Source organism: Brachybacterium sp. YJGR34, from assembly GCF_003347015.1.
Classification (GTDB): Bacteria; Actinomycetota; Actinomycetes; order Actinomycetales; family Dermabacteraceae; genus Brachybacterium.
In genome coordinates this window covers 106353-122377 of sequence record NZ_PNFB01000006.1, presented here as the reverse complement: position 1 = coordinate 122377, position 16025 = coordinate 106353, and the positions used below count along the sequence as shown (strand labels likewise).

The following is a 16025-nucleotide window of genomic DNA, read 5'->3' as shown; positions in this document are numbered from 1 at the left end:
CCGGGAGTCCCCGGCGCATGGTCGATGGAGCCAGCCTACGGGCGCGCCCGGAGGCCGCCGCAGAGCCTGAGAACACTCTCATCGCGGTCTGACCAGGGTCTCATCGGCGCGACGGCGCAGCTCGCCGAAGGTCCCTTCCGCCGCCGTGGCACTCCGCCGTACGGTGTGATCGTCCTCTCGGGAAGGCCCGAGGACTCCTCGCATCAGGAAGGCGTCATGACTGCTCTCGCCCCGTGGCCGAACTCCGCCAGCCATCCCCTCACCGAGGAGGAGCTCGATCAGCTCCACGCATGGTGGCGGGCAGCGAACTACCTCTCCGTCGGGCAGATCTACCTCAAGGACAATCCGCTGCTGCGCCGCCCCCTGCAGCGCGAGCACGTCAAGCCGCGTCTGCTCGGGCACTGGGGCACCACCCCCGGGCTCACCTTCCTGTACGCCCATGCGAACCGGGCCATCCGTCAGCGCGGGCTGCGCGCCATGTTCATCACCGGGCCCGGACACGGCGGTCCGGGCCTGGTCGCCGCGAGCTACCTCGAGGGCACCTACTCCGAGGTCTACCCGGCAGTGAGCCGGGACGAGGCGGGCCTGAAGCGGCTGGTCACCCAGTTCTCCTTCCCCGGCGGCATCCCCTCCCACGTGGCGCCGGAGACGCCCGGGTCGATCCACGAGGGCGGCGAGCTGGGCTACGCCCTCTCCCACGCCTACGGGGCGATGTTCGACAATCCCGAGCAGATCGCCTTCACCGTGGTGGGCGACGGCGAGGCGGAGACCGGCCCGCTGGCCACCTCCTGGCACTCCAACAAGTTCCTCAACCCCCAGCAGGACGGAGTGGTGCTGCCGATCCTGCACCTGAACGGCTACAAGATCGCCAACCCCACCGTGCTCGCCCGGATCGGCGAGGACGAGCTCGAGGCGCTGCTGCGCGGCTACGGCCACGAGCCGCTGTTCTTCACCGGCGGATTCGACGGCGAGGACCCGGCCGCGGCGCACCGTCGCTACGCCGAGGTGCTCGACACCGCTCTGGACCGCATCGCGGCGATCAAGGAGCAGGCGCGCGAGGACGCGGAGGCCGGACGGGAGACCGAGCGGCCCGCCTGGCCGATGATCGTCTTCCGCACCCCCAAGGGCTGGACCGGCCCGGCGACCATCGACGGGAAGCAGACCGAGGGCTCCTGGCGCTCCCACCAGGTGCCGCTGGCCAACGCGCGCGACACCGACGAGCATCTCGCCGATCTCGACACCTGGCTGCGCTCGTACCGCCCCGAGGAGCTGTTCGACGAGGAGGGCCGGGTGGTGGACCTCGTCGCGGGGGCCGCCCCCGCGGGCGAGCAGCGGATGTCCGCCAATCCGTCGACCAACGGTGGCAGCGTGCTGAAGGCGCTGCGGCTGCCGGACTTCCGCGAGCACGCCGTCGACGTCCCCCATCCGGGCGCCACCGTCGCCGAGGCCACTCGGGTGCTGGGCACCTGGCTGCGCGACGTCGTCGCCCAGAACCCGAAGAGCTTCCGGATCTTCGGCCCGGACGAGACGGCCTCGAACCGGCTCCAGGCCGTCTACGACGTCACCGCCAAGCAGTGGAACGCCGACTACGAGGAGCACGACCGCAGCGAGCACCTCGCCCGCGCCGGACGGGTGATGGAGATGCTCTCGGAGCACCAGTGCCAGGGCTGGCTCGAGGGCTACCTGCTCACCGGTCGCCACGGCATGTTCTCCTCCTACGAGGCCTTCATCCACATCGTCGACTCGATGGTGAACCAGCACGCCAAATGGCTGAAGGTCACGAACGAGATCGAATGGCGCCGCCCCATCGCCTCGCTGAACTACCTGCTCAGCTCCCATGTGTGGCGCCAGGACCACAACGGCTTCTCCCATCAGGACCCGGGCTTCATCGACCACATGGTCAACAAGAAGGCGGAGATCGTGCGGGTCTACCTGCCGCCGGACACGAACACGCTGCTCTCGACCTTCGACCACTGCCTGCGCACCACGCAGTACGTGAACGTGGTGGTCGCCGGCAAGCAGCCCGGTCCCACCTGGCTGAGCATGGACGAGGCGATCGTGCACTGCACGCGGGGCCTGGGCATCTGGGAGTGGGCGGGGACCGAGACCGCGGGCGAGGAGCCGGACGTGGTCCTCGCCGCCGCCGGGGACATCCCCACCATCGAGGTGCTCGCCGCCGCGAAGATCCTCCGCCAGGAGGTGCCGGGGCTGCGGGTGCGGGTGGTCAACGTGGTGGACCTGATGCGCCTGCAGGAGGACACCGAGCATCCCCACGGCCTCTCCCGGCGGGAGTTCGAGGGCATCTTCGGAGCCGATCTCCCGGTGGTCTTCGCCTATCACGGGTACCCGTGGCTCATCCATCGTCTGGCCTACCGCCACGACCGCACCTCCCGCTTCCACGTGCGCGGCTACAAGGAGGAGGGCACCACCACCACGCCCTTCGACATGCTGATGCTCAACGACACCGACCGCTACCACCTGGTGATCGACGTGATCGACCGCGTCGAGGGGCTCGGCACGCGCTGCGCCGGGCTGCGGCAGCGGCTGCAGGACGCGCGGATCCGGGCCCGTGCCCACGCCTACGAGCACGGCGAGGACGTTCCCGAGGTGCTCGAGTGGACCTGGGAGGACGAGCAGGAGGTCGCCGGCGCCGGGGACGACACCGGGGGCGACAACGACTGATCAGGCGGGGATGCCCGCCCGGCGCCGGTAGAGCAGGGCGATCGCCGCGCCCAGGCCCACCATCACCATGGAGGTGAGGATCATCGGCGTCTGCCCGGCGGCGTCGAGGATCAGCCCGCCGATCAGGGCGCCCACCGCGATCGCGGCGTTGAAGGCGGCGCTGTTCATCGCGGTGGCCTCCTCGAGCACCTCGGACGCCTCCGAGGTGATGAAGGCCTGCACGGCCACGGAGATCGCGCCGACGAACAGGCCCCACAGCGGCATGATCACGAGTGCGGACAGCTCCCCATGCATCAGGAGCAGCACGAGGAGGAGGGAGCCGGCGGTGCCCGTCATCACGACGAGCACACCGATCGACGCGCTGCGACGCACCAGCGGTCCCACCGCGAAGTTGCCGATGAGCCCGGCGATGCCGTAGGCCAGGAGCATGAGGCCGACATCGGTGGTCGACACCCCGGCGCGCTCGATGAGGACGGGGCTGACGTAGCTGTAGGTGGCGAACTGGCCGACCACCGCCAGGGCGGTGATGGCGAAGGCGTAGCGCACGCCGCGGGTGCGGGCCGCGCGCAGCATCATCGGCCCCGTGATCCTCGCCGTGGAGCGCACGGGGCGGACCAGCACCAAGATCAGCACCGCGACCACCGCCGCGAGCGCGCCGACCACGGCGAAGCTCATCCGCCAGCCCACGTGCGCGCCGATCCATGCGGTCACCGGGACGCCGAGCACGAGCGCTCCCCCGGCGCCGCTGAAGGCGACCGTCAGCGCGCGAGCGGTGTGCGCGGGCGGCACCTGGCCGATCGCGACGATGGCCATCACCGCCCAGTACAGGCCGATCGAGATCCCCGCGAACAGACGCGCGACCAGCAGGATCGCGAAGTTCGGGGCCACCACGCTGAGCGCGCAGGAGAGCACCACGGAGGCCAGCGCGATGACGAGCACCAGGCGACGATCCAGCCGGCCCACGATCACCGGGGTGGCCAGCGCGACCACCCCGGCGAGGATCCCCGGGACCGTCACGGTGAGGCCCGCGACGCCCTCGGAGACGCCGAGGTCCGGCGCCATCACGCTCAGCACCCCGATGGGCAGCTCCTCGATCGTGATGAGCACGAAGATCCCCACGGCGAGGGTCGCCACCCCTGCCCATCGACGCGCGCTCTCCACGAATCCTCCTGACGGTCCTCGCCCCGGCCTGTCCGGGGAACTGCTGGCAGAACGGACCTCGCGGTGCGCGCGAGGACAGCCTTGCCACGATACGGCATCGCGTGCGGCGGCGGAAGCAGGGCGGGGCCCCGGCACCGGACGGTGCCGGGGCCCCTCGGGGCCGGCTCAGGCGGTGCCGGCGAGCCCCTCGGCGATCGGGGTGTCGCCGTCATTGAAGCGCACGGTCCGGCCCACCGTGGCGGGCTCCTCTGCCGTCGCCGCGATGACGCGGGCCACGTTGGCGCGGGAGACGGTGCCGGCCTCCGCGGCGGCGAGGTCGATCCGCCCGGTCGGCTCCTCGAGCGTGAGACCAGAGGGGCCCAGCACCGTCCAGTCCAGAGCGGTGCCGCGCAGGTGCTCGTCGGCGCGCGCCTTGGCCTCGGCGTAGGTGTGGAAGGGGTTGTCCTCGGGGACACCGTGGTCCAGCGCGGCGCCGAAGTAGCTGACCATCAGGTAGCGCCGTGCGCCGACGCGCTGCGCGGACTCCATCGAGGCGATCGCCGCCTCCTGGTCCACCGCGATCGTGCGCGCGGGGTCGCCGCCGCCGGCCCCCGCGGACCAGATCACCGCGTCCCGGCCCTCGAGCAGCGCGTCCCAGCCGCCGGCGTCGAGGGTCTCGATGTCGGCCAGCACGGGGCTCGCCCCGGTGGCCTCGACCTCCTCGGCATGCTCGGGGTTGCGGATCACCGCGTGGACGGTGTGACCCGCCTGCACGAGAAGCGGTGCCGCCAGCAGCGCGACCTTGCCATGTCCTCCGATGAGTGCGATCTCCATGCCCCCACTGTGTCACTCGCATCGCAGGGCGTCGAGAGTGCGACCATCGGCCCTCGCGAGCGCTGCGCCCCGCTATCCTGGCCCGGGCCGCCGCGACGGCGGTCCGCTCTCCTCGGGGGAAGGAACTTCAATGGCCGGTGGCCTCGCCGCACTGCTCGATGACGTCGCCGCGCTCGCCCGCCTGGCGGCCGCCAGCGCCGACGACGTCGCCGCGGCCTCCGCGAAGGCGGGCTCGAAGGCGATCGGGGTGGTGGTCGACGACGCCGCGGTGACCCCGCAGTACGTCCAGGGCATCAAGCCCGCGCGCGAGCTGCCGATCATCTGGAGGATCACCAAGGGCTCGCTGCGCAACAAGCTGCTGTTCATCCTGCCCGCGCTGCTGCTGCTCAGCGTCCTCGCACCCTGGCTGCTGACCCCGATCCTCATGCTGGGCGGGCTGTATCTCAGCTTCGAGGGCGCGGAGAAGATCTGGGAGCTGGTGCGCGGGAAGCCCAAGGACGCCCCGGCCACCGCGAAGGGCGCCGAGGCCGAGGACCGGATCGTCTCCAGCGCCGTGCGCACCGACCTCATCCTCTCGGCCGAGATCATGGTGATCTCGATGAACTCCGTGGACACCGACAGCCTCTGGATGCGCGCCGCGGTGCTGATCGTCATCGCACTGGCCATCACCGCCCTGGTCTACGGCGCCGTCGGCATCCTGGTGAAGATGGACGACGTCGGTCTGAAGCTCGCCGCGGACGAGTCCTCCCCCGCCAGGCAGCGCTTCGGCGACGGCCTGGTCCGGGCCATGCCGCGGGTCATGGACGTCATCAGCTACGTGGGCATGGTCGCCATGCTCTGGGTGGGCGGCCACATCCTGCTGGTGGGCACCCATGACCTCGGCCTCGCCCAGCCCTACGGATTCGTGCACCACCTGGAGGGGATCGCCGCCGGCGCCCCGGCTCTCGGCGGATTCCTGGGCTGGCTGGTCAACACCGCCTTCTCCTTCGTGCTCGGCCTGCTCATCGGCGGCGTCGTCGCGGCGATCATGCACGTCCTGCCCTTCGGGCACCACGGGGCGACGGGCGCGTCGCACGGCGACGAGGAGGCAGCGCCCGCGACCGCCGAGGCGCCCGAGGACCAGGAGCGCTGAGCACCCGCGGCCCGGGCCCCGAGGGGCTTCTCAGGCCTCCACGGCGGTGCCGGCGGCCGGGGTGACCGGCTCCTCGGCGGACCAGGGGAAGACGATCCACTCGTCGGTGTGTCGCCACACGAAGTCCGGCGACACCACGGAGGCCGACTTCGCGTACAGCACCGCGCTGCGGGCATCGGCGCCCTGCTCGCGCAGCAGCTCCAGGACGAGGGACAGGGTGCGGCCGGAGTCCGCGACGTCGTCGACGACCAGCAGGCGCTTGCCCACGAGCGACTCGGTGTCCAGCATCGGAGCCAGCAGCACCGGGTCCGGCAGGGTCTCGTGCACGTCGGTGTAGAACTCGACGTTGATCGCATCGGCGAGCTTCAGCCCGAGCGCGTAGGAGAGCGAGCCGGCCGGCAGCAGCCCGCCGCGCGCGACCGCGATGACGATCTCGGGTCCGAAGCCCGAATCGGCGATCGTCTGCGCGAGCTCGCGGGAGGCCGTGCCGAACTGCTCCCAGCCCAGGACCTCCTTGGTCTGCAGATCGGTCGAATCGGCATGGTAGGCCTGGGACATCGGGTCTCTCCTCGGGTGCGGTCGGCGCAGGGTGCGTCGATGGTAGCGGCCGGGGCGCCGCAGGGCCCGACCGAGCGCCGAGACCATGGCCGACGCCTCAGGCGCGCCCCGCGGGGAGCCCTTCGCGGCCGTCAGCCCAGCAGCTCGAGCTCGGCCAGGCGCAGCGGGCCCTGGGAGGTCGTGATGACCAGGCGGTGGTGCGTGCAGGCTCGCGGCGAGGCGATCTCGAAGGGGCGGGTCTGGCGACGCCAGCGGAAGCTCTGCGCGGAGCGCGCATCGAGCACCTCCCAGGTGTCGCCGTCCGCGGACCCCTCGAGGCGCCAGGCGACGGGATCCCCGCCGGGCTCGGCCGAGGAGGTCAGCGTGAGGAAGCGCGCGACCATCGGCTCGCCGAGCTCGGGGAGGTCGATCACGGCGCTCGCACGGTCCAGGGCGATCTCGGTGCGGGAGTCGTCGTCCCGCAGCGGGTCCGCGGGGTCCGCGGCGAACAGATCGCGCAGCGGCTCCGGCCGCTCGCCCGGGGCGGTGGGCGAGGGAGGCACCTCGCCCCACCCCGTGGGCTCGGGACCGAGCGTGACGTGCACCCGGCCCCGCAGCTCGGTGTGGTCGATCCAGGACTGCGGATGCTCGCGGTCGTCGAGGAAGCACCCGGTGATGCAGTCGTTCCCGGGCGCCTGGCCCTCGGCCGTGACGGTGAACGGGGCGCCGCCCAGGGGGCGGACCGTCGCCCGATCGAACAGCGGCGCCACCAGGTGGTAGCGAGGGGTGCCCAGCTGCAACGGGTACAGGCCCAGCGCCGTGAACAGCCACCAGGCGCTCATCTCGCCGTTGTCCTCGTCCCCGGGGTAGCCCTGGCCGATCTGCTCGCCGACGAAGAGGCGCCGATGCACCTCGCGCACCACCCGGGAGGCCTCCTCCGGCGCGCCGACGTGGTGGAAGAGGAAGGGGATGTGATGGGAGGGCTGGTTGGAGACGCCGAACTGGCCCATCCGCACCGCGCGCGCCTCGTCCATCTCGTGGATCACGTGACCGTAGGTGCCCTTCTTGTCGGCCCGCTCGGGGGTCGCGAAGAACTCCTCGAGCTTCCCGCGCAGCAGGTCCCGGCCGCCGTAGAGCGCCGCGAGGCCCTCCGGGTCGTGGGGGACGTGGAAGGCGAAGTTCCAGCCGTCGGTCTCGGTGAAGTCCCCGCCCCAGACGGTGGGGTCGAACTCCTCAGGGGTCTGGGCGAAGGCGCCGTCGGCCCGTCGCCCCTGGAAGAAACGCACCGCGGGGTCGAACAGCAGCAGGTAGTTGCTGGAGCGTGCTCGCAGGTAGTGGGACTCCTCGCGCAGCTGCGCGGCCCGCTCCCGCTGGTCCTCCGCCTCCGCCCGCTCGGCGAGCAGCTGGGCCTGGGCGGCCAGACCGGCGTCGTTGATGTGGGCCTCGAGCGCCCAGGAGACGGACTCCTCGGTGTCGGTGTCGACGTAGCCCGTGAACACGGCCCGCTCGTTGCCCTTGCGCCCCACCTCGGGGAACGCGGGGGCGACGGTCGCATTGCGCAGCCCGGACTCGTAGGCGGAGAGGGCATCGGGCAGCTCGACGCCCTTGACCTGGAGATCGGCGAAGGCGATGTCGCTGCTGGTGCCGGTCATGCAGTCGGCATAGCCCGGAGAGGACCAGCGGGCGATCCACCCGCCCTCGCGGTGCTGCTGGACGAAGCCGTCGGCGAGCTCCGCGGCGAGCTCGGGGTAGAGCAGCGCATAGGCGGGCCACGCGGTGCGGTAGGTGTCCCAGAAGCCGTGGTTGACGTACATCGTCCCGGGCAGCACCTGGGCGTTGGTGCGGGAGTCGGTGGCCTCGCCGCGCACCGGCAGCACCGGGCTGGCGTGGACGGGCTGCGGGCGCTCCGGGGTGCCGGCGTTCTCCCAGTGGGAGTTCGGGTACAGGTTCAGCCGGTAGAGGTTCCCGCAGAGGGTGCGGCGCTGGGCGGGGGTCGCCTCGGGCACCTCGATCACCCGCAGGCGCTCGGTCCAGGCGGCGTGCGCGGCCGCGCGGACCTCCTCGAAGGAACGCCCGGCGAGCTCCTGGGCGAAGGTGCGCTCGGCCTGCTCGAGCCCCACGAAACTGGTGACCAGGCGGAGCGCGACCCGCTCCGTGCCGGGAGCGAAGGTGAGCACGCTGCCGCGAGAGTCGCCCCGGGCTCGCTCCACGGCCACCGGCGCCGGGGACACCTCGGCGTGGACGAACAGGCGGGTGGCGCCGTCGGCGCGGGCGTGGCCCAGCTCCGGTCCGGCATCGACCCATCCGGTGAGCCGGCCGTCGAAGACCGCGCCGGCCGCCTCGATCCGGTGGTGCTCGTCGATCCCCTCGACGAGGAGGTGACGGCCCTCGGTGCCGTCGGGATAGTCGACCTCGCAGATCGCGCCGTGGTCGGTGGGCGCCAGGCGCAGGGCGGTGCCGCCGTCCAGGGCCACCTGGTACAGGTCGGGGCGCGCGGTCTCCCCTGCATGGTCGAAGCCGAGGGAGCGAGCCGCGGGGCTCGCATCCGGCGCCTCACCCAGCAGGGGCATCAGCTGCAGCTGCAGCCGGTCCCCCATCCACGGGCTGGGCTGGTGGGACAGCGCCATGCCCTGCAGGCGGGGACGATTGTCCTCGCCGCCCGCGCGGTGGTACTCGTACACCCAGCGCCGGGTGCGGGCGTCGGTCGCGGGGGTGAAGAAGGCGAAGCCGTTCGGGACCGCGGTCAGCGGCAGGTTGTTCCCCCGGGAGAAGTCGCCGCTGGCGTGCGTCCCCCGTCGGGTGTCGACCCAGGCCACGGGGTCGTCCGTCGGCGGGTCCGCGGGCAGCGGGCCCACGTAGGGTCCGTCGATCCAGCCGATCATCTCCTCCGGCTCCGCGGCGGGCGCCGGCTCGGTGCCGTCGGGCGCATCGAGCAGATCGGATTCCTCGTCCTCGGGCACCTCGAGAACGCACAGCACCTCGGCGACGGTGCGCCCGGCCGCGGCGTCGAGCGCGACCTGGACGTCGTTCCACTGGTCCGCGTAGAGGATCCGGCCCTCGCCGATCCCGCGCGCCGTGGCGAGCGTTCCGTACTGGTCCTGCGGGGCGAGCTCCGACAGCCGCGAGCCATCGGTGAACACAAGATCCACCGCGACGTACGTGGCGCCCCAGGTCTGCCCCGCGTCCAGCCGCGGATGCACGAAGACCCGCAGCACGTCCCCCTCCTCGACGGTGCGGCCGACGGCGGAGGGCACGTCCTCGAGCGCCGGCAGCGCCGCCGCCGCGCTCTCGCCGGGGCGCGTCGCGTAGCGCACGGCGGTGCGGGCCAGGAAGCCCGCACCGTCCTTGCTGGTGGGAGATCCGACAGGGCCCTGGTCAACGGAGACATCCATGCCCGTCAGGCTAGCGACTGCGCGCGCGGTGGGCGGCGCGCCGCGCGGGTCGCGCACCCGACCGCGCGGCGGATCCGCGCCGGACGATGCACGACGGCCCGATCTGCGGAATACTCCGCCCCAGGGGACGCGACGAGCGGGGGACGAGATGGTCCATGCACAGGCTCCACAGGGCGGGGGTCCGCGCCCCGGCCCGGGCCGCGCCGGGCGGCCGCTGTGGCACTGGTTGGTGCTGGCCGGCATCGCGCTGCTGGGCCTGCTGGTGGTGGGCGTGTTCGCGATCGTCATCGCCGTCCAGCTCCTGACCCGCGGCGATCCGGAATCGACCCTGGATGACTTCTACACCTCACTGGAGAGCACCGACTGCGCGCTCTTCATGGACTCCACCACCGAGCAGTACCGCGAGATGACGGGCCTGACCAGCTGCGAGGTCTTCGAGGAGAACCTGGGCGGGATCTCCTCGGTCGAGTACCGGGTCGAGGAGCGGATCAACCGCCGGGGCTACGCGATCTTCGAGGTCACCGAGACGTACTCGGTCGACGGCGAGGAGGTGGACGTCTCGCTGCGCTACTACGTGCGCCGTGTGGACGGGCAGTGGGACCTCGACGGCATCGAGCTGGTCGAGGACGGGGCCGAGCCCCTCACCTGAGCTCCACCCCTCAGCGGTGGCTGCGGCACCGCGCCTGATAGGACTCCGCGCCGCCGATCTGCTCCGCGGTGGCGCGCGTCGCGTCGCCGCCGCCTGCGATCAGGCGGACGTGGAAGGCCGCATCCGCCCCGCAGACGGCGCAGACCGCGGTGAGCTTCACGACCTCCTCGGCGACCGCCATGAGATCGGGCAGCGGCGCGAAGGGTTCCCCGTCGTAGGTGACGCAGAGACCGGCGACCTCCACCTGGATCCCGGCGGCCAGCAGCTCCTCGACGATCGGCACGATCCGCGGGCCGAAGAACTGCGCCTCGTCGATCGCGACCAGGTCGGGACGCGGATCGTCGAGGAGCTCCCGGAGGGGCTCGGGCGCGGCGAGCATCCGCGCCGGGGCGGTGCGGCCGACATGGGTGCGCAGCACCTCGGCCCCCGGGCGGGTGTCCAGCCGATGGCCGATCACCTCCACCTGCCTCCCGGCCAGCTGCGCGCGGTGGACACGGCGGAGCAGCTCCTCCGTCTTCCCGGCGAACATCGGCCCGGCGATCACGTGCAGCGGTCCTGCCTCCCTGGCGCGCATGCGGCCAGGGTACGCGCGCTCGCGACCCCGCCCGGGAGCCGCCGGGATCGCTACAGTGCGGGGATGAGCACGCGGCGCCCCTCTCCCCTGGCCGGACGGAAGCCCACCCGCGAGGACCTCGCCCGCTTCGCCGTCCCCGCACCGGACGCGATCGACGACGTGCTGCCGGATCCCGCGCGCGGCCAGGAGCTGCGCCTGCTCATCGTGGGGATCAACCCCGGGCTCTGGACCGCCGCGGTCAACGCCCCCTTCGCCCGTCCCGGCAACCGCTTCTGGCCCTCGCTCCACCGGGCCGGCCTCACCTCCCGCCCGGTGGACGCCTCCCGCGGGCTCGACACCGAGGACGAGAGCGACCTGCACGAGCGCGGCATCGGGATCACGAACCTGCTGGGACGGGCCACGGCGCGGGCCGACGAGCTGAGCCGGGACGAGCTGCGGGCGGCGGGGTCCGCGCTGATCGACCGGCTCCCCCGACTGCGGCCGCGGACCGTCGCGATCGCCGGGATCACGGCCTTCCGCACCGCCTATGCCCTGCCGTCGGCGCGCCTGGGGCGGCAGGACGCGTCCCTCGTGCCGGGGTGGCCCGCGGAGATCGGGCTGTGGGTGGTGCCGCAGCCCAGCGGCCTGAACGCCCACGCCACCGTCTCCTCCCTGGCCGAGGACTGGCGCGCGGTCGCCCGCGACGCCGGGATCGCGCACCGCGAGGCGGACTGACCGCCGCGCTGGGCGCGGTCCGCGCGCACCCCTGCCAGGTCACCCCGGTTGTGAGCTCCGGCACAGCGGATGCTCGGGCGAGGCGGCGACCGCGGCAGGAGGGCCTGCGCGGCGGAGGGCTCCCCGGTGCCGTCTTGCGGGGACGAGGGACCGCCAGTACTTTGGTGAGGCAATCCTCAGCCGCGCATCGAGGCGCTCACGGACGGTCCCCGGACCGCCGGTCCGACCGCTCCGGCGCGGGCCGCCGTGATGCGTCCGGCCGGTCGGGATCGTCCTGACCCCCGCTCCGGGCCCCACCGGACCGGGCCCCTGCCGCTCCGCGGCCTCCCGAAAGGCCCCCATGACCCGCTTCTCCCGTCGCGCCTTCGCCGGTTCCGCCGCTGCCGCCGCCCTCGCCGCCGCGCTGGCCGCGTGCTCCTCCTCCGAGGGGTCCGGCGCGGGATCCTCCGACGGCGGGGGCGCCGCGGATTCCGACGGGGGCACCACGGTCGAGCACGCCTTCGGCTCCACCACGGTCCCCGCAGAGGTCGAGGTGGTCACCACCGTCGCCTGGGCGAATCACGAGGTGCCGATCGCGCTCGGCGTCGTGCCGGCCGGCATGGCCGCCGCGAACTTCGGCGACGACGACGCCGACGGCCTGCTCCCGTGGGTGAAGGAGGCGCTCGACGAGCTCGGTGCCGAGACCCCGGTGCTCTTCGACGAGTCCGACGGCATCGACTTCGAGGGCGTCGCCGACACCGCCCCCGACGTGATCCTCGCCGCCTACTCGGGGCTCACCCAGGAGGACTACGACACCCTCTCCGAGATCGCGCCCACGGTCCCCTTCCCGGAGATCGCCTGGGGGACGCCCTGGCGCGAGATGATCACCGTCAACGCCACCGGCATGGGGAGGGCCGAGGAGGGCGCGGCACTGGTCACCGAGCTCGAGGGCCGGATCGAGGAGGCCGTGGCCGGCCACCCCGCGCTCGCCGGGAAGAACGCGATGTTCCTGACCCATGTGGACACCACGGACCTCTCCCAGGTCAGCTTCTACACCGCGCACGACACGCGCACCATGTTCTTCGAGGACCTCGGCTTGGCGATCGCTCCGAGCGTCGTCGCCGCGAGCGAGGAGACCCCCGAGTTCTCCACGACCGTCAGCGCCGAGCAGGCCGACGCCTTCGACGACGTCGAGATCATCGTGACCTACGGCGACGCCGCACTGGTCGAGGCGCTGCAGGCGGATCCGCTGCTCTCGCAGATGCCTGCCGTGCAGAACAACGCCGTGGTGAGCCTGCCCTCGGACAGCCCGCTGGGCACCGCCGCGAACCCCACCCCGCTCGCGATCCCCTACATCCTCGAGGACTACCTCACCGAGCTCGAGGCCGCGGCCACCGCCGGCGCCTGACCCTCCGACGCCATGACCACCGCATCTCCGAGCACTCCGGGCGCCACCGCCTCGAGGACCGCCGCCGCACTGCGGCGGTCCTCGCGCACGCGCCTGCTGTGGCTCCTTCCCGCCCTCGCGGTGCTCGGCGTGCTCATGGCGGTCTCGGTGGTGATCGGCTCCCGGGAGGTGGGGCTCGAGGACATCCTCGCGGCGCTGGGCGGATCCACCGAGGGCTTCGGCCCGGCCGCCGTCGCGACCCGGATCCCCCGCACACTGCTCGCCGTGGTCGCCGGCGCCGCGCTCGCCGTCTCCGGCGCGGTGATGCAGGGCGTGACCCGCAACCCCCTGGCCGATCCCGGGATCCTCGGCATCAACACCGGGGCGTCCCTCGCCGTGGTCATCGGGATCGCGCACTTCGGGCTGACCGTCGCCTCGAGCTACATCTGGGTGGCGATCGCGGGCGCCTCGCTGACCGCCGTGCTGGTCTACACGCTGGGATCTCTCGGGCAGGGCGGGGCGACCCCGCTCAAGCTCGCCCTCGCGGGCGCCGCCACCGGAGCCGCGCTGACCTCGTTCATCAGCGCCGTGATGCTGCCGCGCTCGGACATCGGAGACAGCGTGCGCTCCTGGCAGATCGGCGGCGTGGGCGGCGCCACCTACGACGCGCTGGAGCAGGTCGCCCCCTTCCTGCTGGTCGGCGCCGCGCTGGCGATGCTCAGCGCGCGCGGGTTGAACACCCTCGCGCTCGGCGACGAGCTGGCCGCCGGGCTCGGCGAGCGGGTCGCGCTCACCCGCGGCCTGGCCGCCCTCGGCGCGGTGGTGCTGTGCGGCGCGGCGACCGCGGTGACCGGCCCGATCGCCTTCGTCGGCCTCGTCGTCCCCCACGCCTGCCGTCTGCTGATCGGACCGGACCACCGCTGGCTGCTCCCGCTGAGCGCCGTGGTCGGAGCGGCCCTGCTCACCGCCGCCGATGTCCTGGGCCGCATCGTGGCCCGTCCCGAGGAGCTCGACGTCGGCATCGTCACCGCCCTCCTCGGCGCCCCGTTCTTCATCGCCATCGTGCGCCGACAGAAGCTGACGAGCCTGTGACCGCGACCGTCGACGCCCCTGCCGCGACCGAGGCCGCGGGGACGACCCTGCAGCGAGTGGCCTCCTCCCGCCGGCGCCGCCGCACCCGGGCCGCGATCACGTTCGCCGTGCTCGTCACGGCGATCCTCGCGGTGTTCGCCCTGAGCCTCATGGTGGGGCGCACCGTCCACCCGCCCGGGGACGTGCTGCGCGTCCTCCTCGGGCAGGAGGTGCCGGGCGCGAGCTTCACGGTGGGCCGGCTGCGCCTCCCGCGCGCCGTGCTGGCGGTGCTCGCCGGAGCCTGCTTCGGCCTCGGCGGGGTCACCTTCCAGACCATGCTCCGCAACCCGCTGGCCAGCCCGGACATCATCGGCATCTCCTCCGGGGCGAGCGCCGCCGCGGCCTTCGGGATCGTCATCCTGGGGTGGTCCGGAGCGGCCGTCTCCCTGCTCGCGATCGTGGCCGGGCTCGTCGTCGCCGTGCTGATCTACCTGCTGTCCTACCGGCGCGGGGTGGCCGGGACCCGCCTGATCCTGGTGGGCATCGGCGTCGCGGCGATGCTGCAGAGCCTCACCGACTGGGTGCTCTCCCGGGCCGGGCAGTGGGATCTGCAGGAGGCGCTGCGCTGGCTCACCGGAAGCCTGAACAACACCTCCTGGGACCAGGTGCTGCCCGTGCTCGGGGCGATGGTGGTCCTCGTTCCCGTGCTGCTCTCACGGTCCCGGGACCTCCGCGCCACCCAGCTCGGGGACGATGCCGCCCGCGCGCTCGGCGTGCGCGTGGACCGCACGCGCCTGATCGTGGTGGTCGCGGCCGTCGGCCTCGTCGCCTTCGCGACGGCCGCCTGCGGACCGATCGCCTTCGTCGCCTTCCTCTCCGGCCCGATCGCCGTGCGGATCGTCGGTCCCGGCACCTCGCCGCTGATCCCCGCCGCGCTGGTCGGCGCGCTGCTCGTGCTGGTCGCCGATCTCGTGGGCCAGCACGCCACGGGCACCCGGTACCCCGTCGGCGTCGTCACCGGCGTGCTCGGAGCCCCGTTCCTGCTGTACCTCATCATCCGCGTCAACCGACGAGGGAGCTCCCTGTGACCACCGACCACACCCTGCGCGTGGAGGACCTGACCCTCGGCTACGGGGAGCGCCACGTCATCGAGGGCCTCGACCTGTCGGTGGTGCCGGGTGCCATCACCTCGATCGTCGGCGCCAACGCCTCGGGCAAGTCCACGCTGCTGCGCTCCATGTCCCGCCTGCTGACCCCGCGCTCCGGCGGTGTGCTCCTGGACGGCGCGGAGGTCCATCGGATGCCGGCCCGGCAGCTGGCCCGCACGCTGGGCCTGCTGCCGCAGTCGCCGATCACGCCCGAGGGGATCACCGTCGCGGACCTCGTGGGCCGCGGCCGGCATCCCCACCAGCGGGTGTTCAGCCGCTGGAGCGCCGCCGACGACGCGGCCGTCGCCGCGGCCCTGGACGCCACCCGCACCGCGGAGCTCGCCGAGCGCCCCGTCGACGAGCTCTCGGGCGGGCAGCGCCAGCGGGTGTGGATCGCGATGGCGCTCGCCCAGGAGACGGACCTGCTGCTGCTCGACGAGCCGACCACCTTCCTGGACGTCAGCCATCAGGTCGAGGTGCTGGACCTGCTGACGGATCTCAACCGCAGCCGCGGGATCACGATCGTCATGGTCCTGCACGATCTGAACCTCGCAGCCCGGTACAGCGATCAGCTGGTCATGATCTCCGGCGGCACCGTCCGGGCGAGCGGCTCGCCCGCCGAGGTCCTCACGGAGGACGGGGTCCGCGAGGTCTTCGGCCTGAGCAATCGGATCGTCAGCGACCCGGTGTCCGGGCTGCCGCTGATGGTGCCGATCGGCCGCCACCACGTCCTGACCCGGGACGGCGCCCTCCCCTGAGCGACGTGCCGCCAGCGGGCGAGCGGCA

At 72.9% G+C, this 16025-nt stretch carries 13 protein-coding genes; 8 read left to right on the top strand and 5 right to left on the bottom strand.

Annotation, left to right across the window (positions count from 1 at the left end):
* The first annotated feature begins 216 nt into the window (after positions 1-216).
* A complete protein-coding gene (locus tag CXH06_RS07945) occupies positions 217-2682 on the top strand; it encodes a phosphoketolase (protein WP_114854638.1) in 2466 nt (821 codons plus the stop codon).
* Here CXH06_RS07945 and CXH06_RS07940 read toward each other — a convergent pair whose 3' ends face one another.
* The gene (locus CXH06_RS07940) at positions 2683-3843 is read right to left on the bottom strand and encodes an MFS transporter (RefSeq protein WP_114854637.1); all 1161 of its coding nucleotides are present in this window, start codon (positions 3841-3843) and stop codon (positions 2683-2685) included.
* Positions 3844-4008: 165 nt separating this feature from the next.
* Positions 4009-4656: an SDR family oxidoreductase gene (locus CXH06_RS07935; RefSeq protein ID WP_114854636.1), complete on the bottom strand. Its 648-nt coding sequence runs from the start codon at positions 4654-4656 to the stop codon at positions 4009-4011.
* A gap of 130 nt (positions 4657-4786) precedes the next feature.
* On the opposite strand from CXH06_RS07935, the gene CXH06_RS07930 reads away from it, so the two are divergent.
* Complete coding sequence (locus CXH06_RS07930) at positions 4787-5788, top strand: DUF808 domain-containing protein (RefSeq protein WP_114854635.1); 1002 nt, start codon at positions 4787-4789, stop codon at positions 5786-5788.
* 30 nt (positions 5789-5818) lie between these two features.
* Here CXH06_RS07930 and CXH06_RS07925 read toward each other — a convergent pair whose 3' ends face one another.
* Positions 5819-6346 (bottom strand): phosphoribosyltransferase, encoded by a 528-nt coding sequence (locus CXH06_RS07925; RefSeq protein ID WP_114854634.1) that lies wholly within the window; start codon positions 6344-6346, stop codon positions 5819-5821.
* Positions 6347-6477: 131 nt separating this feature from the next.
* The gene (locus CXH06_RS07920) at positions 6478-9717 is read right to left on the bottom strand and encodes a GH92 family glycosyl hydrolase (RefSeq protein WP_114854633.1); all 3240 of its coding nucleotides are present in this window, start codon (positions 9715-9717) and stop codon (positions 6478-6480) included.
* Between the two features lie 148 nt (positions 9718-9865).
* On the opposite strand from CXH06_RS07920, the gene CXH06_RS07915 reads away from it, so the two are divergent.
* Complete coding sequence (locus CXH06_RS07915; protein WP_157975658.1) at positions 9866-10366, top strand: hypothetical protein; 501 nt, start codon at positions 9866-9868, stop codon at positions 10364-10366.
* A gap of 10 nt (positions 10367-10376) precedes the next feature.
* Here the strand turns inward: CXH06_RS07915 and CXH06_RS07910 are convergent, their stop codons facing one another.
* A complete protein-coding gene (locus CXH06_RS07910; protein WP_114854631.1) occupies positions 10377-10940 on the bottom strand; it encodes a thymidine kinase in 564 nt (187 codons plus the stop codon).
* Positions 10941-11003: 63 nt separating this feature from the next.
* On the opposite strand from CXH06_RS07910, the gene CXH06_RS07905 reads away from it, so the two are divergent.
* The 5 genes from CXH06_RS07905 (at position 11004) to CXH06_RS07885 (ending at position 15997) form a co-directional block, all read left to right on the top strand.
* On the top strand, positions 11004-11654 hold the full coding sequence (locus CXH06_RS07905) for a mismatch-specific DNA-glycosylase (RefSeq protein WP_157975657.1): 651 nt from the start codon (positions 11004-11006) through the stop codon (positions 11652-11654).
* Positions 11655-11994: 340 nt separating this feature from the next.
* Complete coding sequence (locus CXH06_RS07900) at positions 11995-13041, top strand: iron-siderophore ABC transporter substrate-binding protein (RefSeq protein WP_114854630.1); 1047 nt, start codon at positions 11995-11997, stop codon at positions 13039-13041.
* A 12-nt stretch (positions 13042-13053) separates the two neighbouring features.
* Entirely contained in the window at positions 13054-14112 is a 1059-nt protein-coding gene (locus tag CXH06_RS07895) for an iron ABC transporter permease (RefSeq protein ID WP_114854629.1), read from the top strand.
* Entirely contained in the window at positions 14109-15179 is a 1071-nt protein-coding gene (locus tag CXH06_RS07890; RefSeq protein ID WP_114854628.1) for an iron chelate uptake ABC transporter family permease subunit, read from the top strand. The genes CXH06_RS07895 and CXH06_RS07890 overlap by 4 nt, the downstream gene beginning before the upstream one ends.
* Entirely contained in the window at positions 15176-15997 is an 822-nt protein-coding gene (locus tag CXH06_RS07885; RefSeq protein WP_114854627.1) for an ABC transporter ATP-binding protein, read from the top strand. The genes CXH06_RS07890 and CXH06_RS07885 overlap by 4 nt, the downstream gene beginning before the upstream one ends.
* The last annotated feature ends 28 nt before the right edge of the window (positions 15998-16025 follow it).

Coding starts and splice junctions, on each gene's coding strand:
- CXH06_RS07900 (WP_114854630.1), top strand. CDS start 11,995: ATGACCCGCTTCTCCCGTCGCGCCTTCGCCGGTTCCGCCGCTGCCGCC.
- CXH06_RS07905 (WP_157975657.1), top strand. CDS start 11,004: ATGAGCACGCGGCGCCCCTCTCCCCTGGCCGGACGGAAGCCCACCCGC.
- CXH06_RS07935 (WP_114854636.1), bottom strand. CDS start 4,656: ATGGAGATCGCACTCATCGGAGGACATGGCAAGGTCGCGCTGCTGGCG.
- CXH06_RS07915 (WP_157975658.1), top strand. CDS start 9,866: ATGGTCCATGCACAGGCTCCACAGGGCGGGGGTCCGCGCCCCGGCCCG.
- CXH06_RS07945 (WP_114854638.1), top strand. CDS start 217: ATGACTGCTCTCGCCCCGTGGCCGAACTCCGCCAGCCATCCCCTCACC.
- CXH06_RS07930 (WP_114854635.1), top strand. CDS start 4,787: ATGGCCGGTGGCCTCGCCGCACTGCTCGATGACGTCGCCGCGCTCGCC.
- CXH06_RS07895 (WP_114854629.1), top strand. CDS start 13,054: ATGACCACCGCATCTCCGAGCACTCCGGGCGCCACCGCCTCGAGGACC.
- CXH06_RS07910 (WP_114854631.1), bottom strand. CDS start 10,940: ATGCGCGCCAGGGAGGCAGGACCGCTGCACGTGATCGCCGGGCCGATG.
- CXH06_RS07925 (WP_114854634.1), bottom strand. CDS start 6,346: ATGTCCCAGGCCTACCATGCCGATTCGACCGATCTGCAGACCAAGGAG.
- CXH06_RS07920 (WP_114854633.1), bottom strand. CDS start 9,717: ATGGATGTCTCCGTTGACCAGGGCCCTGTCGGATCTCCCACCAGCAAG.